The organism is Paenibacillus sp. CCS19 (genome assembly GCF_033239625.1).
GTDB lineage: Bacteria > Bacillota > Bacilli > Paenibacillales > Paenibacillaceae > Paenibacillus_T.
In genome coordinates this window covers 139,231-147,545 of record NZ_BTCK01000009.1, presented here as the reverse complement: position 1 = coordinate 147,545, position 8,315 = coordinate 139,231, and the positions used below count along the sequence as shown (strand labels likewise).

At 62.0% G+C, this 8,315-nt stretch carries 8 protein-coding genes; all 8 read left to right on the top strand.

Features of this window, described 5'->3' with window-relative positions:
- The first annotated feature begins 233 nt into the window (after positions 1–233).
- On the top strand, positions 234–1,556 hold the full coding sequence (locus SBI19_RS09390) for a 5'-deoxyadenosine deaminase (RefSeq protein ID WP_317967314.1): 1,323 nt from the start codon (positions 234–236) through the stop codon (positions 1,554–1,556).
- Between the two features lie 108 nt (positions 1,557–1,664).
- A complete protein-coding gene (locus SBI19_RS09385; protein ID WP_317967312.1) occupies positions 1,665–2,735 on the top strand; it encodes an XdhC family protein in 1,071 nt (356 codons plus the stop codon).
- Complete coding sequence (locus SBI19_RS09380) at positions 2,732–3,367, top strand: nucleotidyltransferase family protein (RefSeq protein WP_317967310.1); 636 nt, start codon at positions 2,732–2,734, stop codon at positions 3,365–3,367. Before SBI19_RS09385 ends, SBI19_RS09380 begins: the two co-directional genes overlap by 4 nt.
- 184 nt (positions 3,368–3,551) lie before the next feature.
- A complete protein-coding gene (locus SBI19_RS09375) occupies positions 3,552–4,484 on the top strand; it encodes an FAD binding domain-containing protein (RefSeq protein ID WP_317967308.1) in 933 nt (310 codons plus the stop codon).
- Positions 4,485–4,496: 12 nt separating this feature from the next.
- A complete protein-coding gene (pucD, locus tag SBI19_RS09370) occupies positions 4,497–6,812 on the top strand; it encodes a xanthine dehydrogenase subunit D (RefSeq protein WP_317967306.1) in 2,316 nt (771 codons plus the stop codon).
- Complete coding sequence (locus tag SBI19_RS09365; RefSeq protein WP_483312259.1) at positions 6,802–7,305, top strand: (2Fe-2S)-binding protein; 504 nt, start codon at positions 6,802–6,804, stop codon at positions 7,303–7,305. The genes pucD and SBI19_RS09365 overlap by 11 nt, the downstream gene beginning before the upstream one ends.
- Complete coding sequence (locus tag SBI19_RS09360; protein WP_317967304.1) at positions 7,302–7,793, top strand: nucleoside deaminase; 492 nt, start codon at positions 7,302–7,304, stop codon at positions 7,791–7,793. The genes SBI19_RS09365 and SBI19_RS09360 overlap by 4 nt, the downstream gene beginning before the upstream one ends.
- A complete protein-coding gene (uraD, locus tag SBI19_RS09355) occupies positions 7,790–8,308 on the top strand; it encodes a 2-oxo-4-hydroxy-4-carboxy-5-ureidoimidazoline decarboxylase (protein ID WP_317967302.1) in 519 nt (172 codons plus the stop codon). The genes SBI19_RS09360 and uraD overlap by 4 nt, the downstream gene beginning before the upstream one ends.
- Positions 8,309–8,315: the final 7 nt, after the last annotated feature.

Below are 8,315 nucleotides of genomic sequence, written 5' to 3'. Positions count from 1 at the left end.
TTTGTATAAGATACAGGACAAGGGTCGAGGAAGAACAGGCGGCCGAAGCGGCGCAGGCTTCTTCGCTTCGCCTGTTCAACGAGGCGACGATTCGGACGAAGATCGATTACAGGCGCTCGCGGATGCATGCGTTTAAGTGAGGCAATGCCGGCAGTCGCCTTCGCCGCAGCAGCTGATTCCGGGTGGCAGTTATGCAAAGGATATAGAACGTCAGCGGAAGGGAGGCGACGAATATGGGAACGACATTAATTCGCGATGCCGTCATCGTCACCATGAACGCGCGGGGCGAAGTGCTTCGCGGCGACGTGTGGATCGAAAACAACCGAATCATCCGAATCGGCGCTGATTTAGCGGAAAGCGCCGATCTTATCATTGAAGCCGGGGGCAAAACATTGCTGCCCGGCTTCGTTCAAACCCACGTCCATTTATGCCAGACGCTGTTTCGCGGCAGAGCCGACGATCTGGAGCTGATCGACTGGCTCCGGCAGCGCATTTGGCCGATGGAAGCGGCGCATGACGCGGAATCGGTCTATTATTCGGCGCTGCTCGGGCTAGGGGAGTTGATTCGGAGCGGCACGACGACGATCCTCGACATGGAGACGGTGAATCATACGGAGGCCGCCTTCCGCGCGATCGAGGAGAGCGGCATGCGCGCTTTCTCGGGCAAAGTCATGATGGATCACGGCGACGAGGTTCCCGAAGGGCTGCGGGAGACGACGGAGGACTCGATAAGGCGGAGTATCGAACTGCTGAAAGCGTGGGACGGCGCGGCCGGCGGCCGCATCCGCTACGTGTTCTGTCCGCGCTTCGTCGTTTCTTGCACGGAGGAACTGCTGATCCGGGTCCGCGATTTGGCGGCGCATTACGATGTGCGTATTCATACCCACGCCTCGGAGAATCAAGGCGAGATCGCGCTCGTCGAGGCGGAACGCGGCATGCGCAACGTCGTCTATCTCGATCATATCGGCCTGGCGCGGCCGAATTTAATATTGGCGCATAGCATTTGGCTCGACGACGAGGAGAAACAGATCATCCGCGAGCGGGGCGTCAAGGTGACCCACTGTCCGGGCTCGAACTTGAAACTCTCATCCGGCGTTGCCGAAATTCCCGCGCTGTTGGAGGCTGGGGTGAAGGTAGGGCTAGGGGCGGACGGCGCGCCGTGCAACAACAATTTAGATATGTTTCAAGAAATGCGTTTGTCAGCGTTCATCCAGAAGGTCAAGCATGGACCGACGGCGATGAGCGCCGCTTCCGTACTCCGGATGGCGACTATGGGCGGCGCCGAAGTGCTTGGCATGGAGAATGAAATCGGCAGCATTGAAGTCGGCAAGCTGGCCGATCTGCAACTGCTCGATTTAGAGGATTTTCACGTCTATCCGTCGTTCGATGCCGACTGGGCGTCAAGGATCGTCTACGCTGCGACGCGCGGCGACGTCGACACGGTCATGATCGACGGCCGAATCGTCATGGAGGGCAAAGTCGTCCGGACGATCGACAAATCTCGCGTGCTGCCGGCGTCGGACGCCGCGCTGCGACGTCTGCTGGCAAGGCTGTAGAAGCGATTGTCGACGCGAGTCATACCTGAACGCCGCCCTTCCTGTCGAAGGCTATCTAAATCGGCTTTTCGCGGAAGGCTGGCGATAACGAGCAAAGGGGAGAAGCGCATGGAGTCGGAACGAATCTTGGCCTTTGTCGACAACCATTCCGCCGAAGCAGTGCTCGCGACCGTCATTCGGGTGAAGGGGCATGCCTATCGCAAAGAAGGGGCGGCCATGCTCCTGACGGAAGACGGAAGGCGGATCGGAAGCATCAGTCCAGGCTGCCTGGAGGCGGATCTGCATGCCCGGGTCTCGGCCGTTCTCGGCGCAGGGGTTCACGAGGTGGTCGACTATAACATGCGGCCCGAGGAGGACTTCATCTGGGGCGAGGAAATCGGGTGCGGCGGCGAGATCCGCATCCTGCTGGAGCCGCTGACGGAGAAGCTGCGCGGCTTCCTTCGGGAAATCGGCAGTCAGGTGCGCCGCGGGGAACGTGTCCGGCTTGTCCGCCGTGAAGACGAAGGGCGTCTTCGCTACTGGCTTGAACCGGCGGAGGAGCGGCTTGACGGCGTTGCGGATGAGGCGTTGTCGATTGCCGGCTCCGTGTCCCGGCATAACGAAGCAGGCTTGACGACGAGCGGAAGTCCGTTCCCTATGCCGACAAGCCGCAGCCATAAGGCGGAGCGCGAGTCGGAAGGCGTTCTGTCGTTCGCGAGCGAATTCGCGCCGCGCGAACGGCTCGTTATCTTCGGCGCTGGCGACGAGGCTGCGGCGGTCGACGAACTGGCACGCAGCGTCGGATTCCGAACGGCTGTCGCCGATTGGCGACCGGCGCTTTGCAATCCGGGCCGGTTCCCTCATGCGGCGACGCTTGTCGGCGAGCCGGAGCGGATCGTGTCCGATCTGCGAATCGGTGCGCGCGATTACATTATGATCGGGAGCCATCATCTGCGCCGGGATCGTGAGATGGCATCGCTCGTCATGCCGCTTAAGCCGGCTTATGTCGGCATCGTCGGCTCCGCAAGGCGGATCGGACTTGTGCTGGGCGGCATGGCGCCGGAGCCATTCGTCAGCGCACCGATCGGCCTCGCTATCGGCGCGGAGGGCGCGGAAGAGATTGCCGTCAGCATCGCCGCGGAGCTGATCAGCTGGCGCAAACGGCTGCGCGCCGCCGATCCGGCAAGGAGAAAGACATGACGATCGCGGGCATATATTTGGCCGCCGGAGCAGGCAAGCGCATGGGCGGCTCCAAACCGGCCGCGGAGTTGTTGCCGGGTATCAGCCTCGGCGGCAGGGGGCTCAATGCGCTGCTCGCTTCCAGCATCGACGCGGCGATCGCGATCGTCAGGCCCGGCGATCCGCTGGGATGGCTGCCGGAAGCCGCGGATTGCGATCCGAAGCTTCGAATCGTCTTCTGCGAGGAAGCCGGGCTCGGAATGGCGCATTCGCTGCGCTCCGGCATTGCATGCGCCGCCGCTGCCGGGCATGAGGCTGCGATCGTCGCGCTGGCCGACCAGCCGTTCGTGACGCCGGCGCTGCTGAATGGACTTGCGAATGTTTGGAGAAGCAGTCCGGGGCTGGATTACGTCATCTCCGGATTGGGAGATGCGTCTTTGCCGCCCGTTCTGTTAGCGCGAAGTCTATACGCGAGCGTCGCCGGACTGCAGGGAGACCAAGGGGCGAAGCGGCTGCTGGCGGAGCCGGGGATGGAGGGGAGAATCATGCCGATACTGGAGTCGACGCTCGTGTTCGATATCGATACGCCGGGGGATCTGCAGCTTGCGAAGGAAATCATGTCGAAATCGAAGAAATCGAATACAAGCCAATAGATATGTAAACTAATGTAACATTAAACTCCAAGCGTTGTGCATACGGCACAACGTTTTTTCGTATTTATTAGCATGGCATCCAATTATGTGTAAGGTTAGTTTACTTATAAATAACACCTTCGTATAGTTGAACTATATCGTTCCTCTTCTAGATCCAGGTTGATGTCGAAAGGAGCTGCTGGCAATGAGCATGAACGGCGAACGAGCGGCGGCATATCCGGCCGTATGGCGTCCAACGGTTGCGCAAGAGGCTGTCCGATTGAAAAAAAGGTTCGGACGGGAAGCCGATTACGTCTCCGGCGGAACGCTGCTTCGCACGCAATGGGAGGCAGGATTAAAGCGGATGCCGGCGCATCTGATCGATTTGAGCGGCGTTGCGTCCTTATCCGGCTTCGAACTGTCCGGCGATTGTTTGGCGATCGGCTCGCTCATGACGCTTACTGCCTGTCGGCATAGTCCGGAGCTTGCTGCGAACTTTCCGCTTCTCGCACAGGCGGCGCGCAGCATTGCTGCGCCCTCCGTCCGCAATGCCGCGACGATCGGCGGGAATGTGATGTCCGTCGTGGGAGACGCGCTGCCCGCGCTGCTTGCGTACGAGGCGGAGCTGGATTGGGACAAAGGCGAGGCGAGGCAAAGCGGTACGCTTGCAGACTGGCTGACGAAGGCGGAATCCGGAACGACGGACGAATCGGCGCTGCTGCTTCGCATTCGGCTTCCCTTGCGAACGGACGCGAAGCCCGCGCTTTGCGGTTTGCCGGCGCAGCCGACTTACCGGAGATTCGCTTGCTACGAGAAAATCGGACGGCGAGAAGCGTTCACGCCGTCCGTCGTGACAGTCGCGCTTATCGGCAGAATCGGGGAGGAAGGCCGGTTGCGCGGGCTTCGCCTGGCGGCAGGGGGCGGACGAACGGTTCCGAAACGGCTGTCGCGCGCGGAAACGGAACTCGAGGGGGCCGTGGCGGACGATCGCGCCGTCGCTCGGCTGCATGAGCTCGTGATGGAGGAATACGAGCCGGAGCCCGACGCTTTCGCTTCGGCGTCGTACAGGAAGCGGACCGCCGCGAACGTTGTCTCAGCGCAGCTCTGGGAGGCCGTTCGCGGCTATGAAGAAAGCTAAGGAGGGGCGCCAATGCGGCTGAATCGGCAAAACAGCGGGGACAGATGGCGCACCAGGCCTGACGGTCCGGAGAAGGTAAGCGGCGCGCTGATGTATTTGACCGACATGACCGCACCGAACATGCTGCACGGCATGGTGCTCCGGAGCTCGCATCCGCACGCAGCGATCCGGTCGATTCGCACGGATGCGGCCAGGCAGCTGGACGGCGTCGCGGCGGTGCTGACCTGCGCCGACGTGCCCGGTCTGAATCGTTTCGGCATCGCCCGTCAGGACCAGCCGGTGTTCTGCGAAGACCGCGTCCGGTACGTCGGCGACGCTGTGGCGGCCGTAGCGGCGGAGTCGCTGGAGCTGGCGGAGCTGGCGCTCTCGCTGATCGAGGTGGATTACGAGCCTTTGCAGGTGCTGGACGATCCCGAGCGGTCGCTTGCGCCGGGGGCGCCTCTGCTGCATCCGGAAGGCAACGTACTGCACGAGATCGCATACACGAAGGATGACATCGATGCGGCTTTCGCCGGATGCGTGCATATCGTCGAGGAGACGTACCGGACGCCGCGCCAAATGCACGCCTACATGGAAACGGAGGGCGGCCTGTTCGTGCCGGAGCCGGACGGTCGGCTGACGGTGTATGCGCCGACGCAGCACGGCTTGATGGACCGGCTGCAGCTCTCGCGAATACTGGCGATGCCGGAAGAACGGATCAGAATCGTATCGAGCCCGATCGGCGGTTCGTTCGGCGGCAAGGACGAGCTGAACGTCCAGCCCTACGGCGCGCTGCTCGCATGCGCCGCGAGTCGTCCGGTGAAAATCCACAACTCCCGCCAGGAGTCCGTTCGATCCGGTCTGAAGCGCCATCCGATGGTCATCCGCATGAAGACCGGCATCGACAAAGACGGTCGAATCGCCGCCCACCTGGTCCGGATCGTTGCCGACACCGGTCCGTACGCTACGTTAGGAGCGGAGGTGCTTAACTTCGCGACCGAGCACGCAATCGGCTCGTACGCGTTCGGCGCGGTAGATGCGGCTAGCCGATCGGTCTTCACGAATAACGGGATGTCCGGCGAGTTTCGCGGCTTCGGCGGCAATCAGGCGATTTTTGCCCTCGAGGGGCAAATGGACCGGCTCGCGGAAGCGGCCGGACTCGACTCGTGGGCGTTTCGCAAACTGAATCTGAAGCCGGAGGATGACGGAACAGGGCCGTTCGGGCAGCCGATCGCGAAGACGGATGGCGCGGAGCGCGTATGGACGTCGCTGCGGGAGAGTCGGCTGTGGCGGGAGCGGATTGGCGAACATGACGAATCCGCCGATATCGATTACCGTCGCGAAGCACGGAAGCCATGGCTGGTCACCGGCATCGGCGCGGCGATGGTCATGCACGGCGCCGGTCTCGGGGTCGGCATTCCGGATCCGTCCGGTGGGCGACTGACGCTGCGCAAAGACGGCAAAATCGAAGCCGCCTTCGGTTTCGAGGAATGCGGTCAGGGGCTGATCGCGACGCTGGAGCAAATGATGATCGAGCGCCTTGGACTCGCGGCGAGCGACGTGCGGATCGTAATCGGAGATACCGACGCCGTGCCGAACAGCGGTTCCACCACGGCGTCGCGTGCAACTACGATGATGTGGAAGGCGCTCGAGCAACTCAAGGAGCCTTTTGCCGAGCTGATGCTGGAAGCGGCCGGCAAGTCGGTCGGCGCGTCGCCCGCGACGCTGCGGCTCGGAGAGGGCGGCGCGCGATGGCGGTCGACAGGAGACATGGCCGTCAGTTACACCGATTTGGCTGCGACGCTTGCGGAGCCGATCGCGTGCGAAACTGCGGTCCATTACCCGACCTCGGACTCGAAACACATCGGCGCCCATTATTTGTACAGCCACGCTGCCGTGGCGGTTAAGGTGGAAATCAATCGGCTGACCGGAAGAATTCGCGTGCTCGACCAGTTCCACGCCGTTGCTGCGGGACCGGTCATGAACCCGCAGGGCTTTCTCGGCCAAATCGAAGGCGGCAGCTCGATGGCGCTCGGCTATGCGCTGCTGGAGGAGGCGGTCATGGAAGGCGGGCGGTACGTGACGAACAATTTCGACACTTACCTCGTGCCGACGATCGCCGATCAGTCAGGTTCGGTCGAGGTGGTGCCGATCGAGGACTTGCCCGAAGGCGACGAGCATGGTCCGCGAGGCGTAGGGGAGATCGGCTCGATCGGCCTCGCGCCGGCAATCGCATCAGCGATCCGGCACGCCGTCGGCCGCTGGATTGATCGTCTGCCGATCGACCCAGCGCTGCTGCAGGAGTCAGCTCCTATTCGGAGCAAGGAGGCGATGGGCAATGAACGATGAAGCGGTGCGGAAAGCGGCGATGTCGGAGGAATGGGAGGCCGACGTGAACGGCATTCCGGTGCGGCTCGCGATCGCGCCGTCAAGACGGCTGCTCGACGTGATCCGCGACGATCTGGCGTTGACCGGGACGAAACGTTCCTGCGAGATCGGCCGCTGCGGCGCCTGCATGGTACTGATCGACGGCTCGCCGGTCAATGCCTGCCTGACGATGGCCTATCAGTGCGAAGGGCGGTCGATTACGACGATCGAGGGCATCGCGGACGGCGCCATGCACCCCGTTCAGCGCGCTTTTTTGGAGGAAGGCGGCTTCCAGTGCGGGTACTGCACGCCAGGGATGGTCGTATCCGCTGCAGCGCTGTTAGACGCGAATGCGAATCCTTCTCAGGAAGAGGTCGAGGAGGCGCTTTCGGGCAATTTGTGCCGATGCACGGGCTACGGAGGCATCCTTCGGGCGGTCCGTCGGGCGGGGGAAATGAGGAGGGAAATGGGTTGAGCGAACGAAAGCACGAGGAACATCTTCGTCTACTGCGCTTGTGCATCGAAATTTCTCGTCAGGCGAGATCGGCCGGCAACACGCCTTTCGGCTGTCTGCTGGCAGACCCGAAAGGCGACGTGCTGTGGGAGCAAGGCAATGTGGAGATCACGGAATCATCGTGCACGGGCCATGCCGAGACGATGCTGATGGAAGAGGTTTCGAAACGATATACGAAGGAGACGCTGTGGACCTGCACGCTGTATACGACGGCAGAACCATGCGCCATGTGCGCCGGGGCGGTCTACTGGGGTAATGTCGGTACCGTTGTGTACGGCATATCGGAGAAGCGGCTAGGCGGATTGACGGGCGACCACCCGCAAAATCCGACGCTCGACCTCCCCTGCAGGGATGTTTTCCGGCGAGGACGTAAACCGGTCACGGTGATCGGGCCTTTTCCCGAGCTGGAGGAAGAAATCATAGCCGTGCATAGGGGGTATTGGGTATGAGCGATCTCAACGACGAACGAATGACGATCGCACACATCAACGGCTTGAACGAAGCTCGCTTCAACGAACTGCTCGGACCGGTTTTCGAGCATTCTTCTTGGATCGCGGAGCGGACGTGGAACGAGAGACCGTTCCGATCCTTGGCGCATCTCCATGAGGCGATGCTGCGGCAGGTCGAGGGGGCCTCCCCGGACGAAGTGCTAGCTCTCCTGCGCGCCCACCCGGACCTCGCGACCCGGCTTAAAGTAACGGCGTTGTCGGCGGAGGAGCAGCAAGGCGCCGGTCTGGATTCGCTGACGCCGGCGGAATACGACAATTTCGACGAAATGAACCGGACGTATAAGGAGAAGTTCGGTTTCCCGTTCATACTCGCGGTCGCGGGCCGGACGAAGGGAGATATCGCCGAAGCGATGCGTCTTCGAATCGCCGGCGAACCGGAATCCGAACGGAGGCTGGCGCTGGCTGAAATCGCCCGCATCTCCGAACTCCGTCTCGGTCGCATCATCTGCTCCTAACTCAGAA

Excerpts from the sequence above, each read along its gene's own strand:
- SBI19_RS09390 (WP_317967314.1), top strand. The coding sequence starts at position 234 with ATGGGAACGACATTAATTCGCGATGCCGTCATCGTCACCATGAACGCG.
- SBI19_RS09385 (WP_317967312.1), top strand. The coding sequence starts at position 1,665 with ATGGAGTCGGAACGAATCTTGGCCTTTGTCGACAACCATTCCGCCGAA.
- SBI19_RS09380 (WP_317967310.1), top strand. The coding sequence starts at position 2,732 with ATGACGATCGCGGGCATATATTTGGCCGCCGGAGCAGGCAAGCGCATG.
- SBI19_RS09375 (WP_317967308.1), top strand. The coding sequence starts at position 3,552 with ATGAGCATGAACGGCGAACGAGCGGCGGCATATCCGGCCGTATGGCGT.
- pucD (WP_317967306.1), top strand. The coding sequence starts at position 4,497 with ATGCGGCTGAATCGGCAAAACAGCGGGGACAGATGGCGCACCAGGCCT.
- SBI19_RS09365 (WP_483312259.1), top strand. The coding sequence starts at position 6,802 with ATGAACGATGAAGCGGTGCGGAAAGCGGCGATGTCGGAGGAATGGGAG.
- uraD (WP_317967302.1), top strand. The coding sequence starts at position 7,790 with ATGAGCGATCTCAACGACGAACGAATGACGATCGCACACATCAACGGC.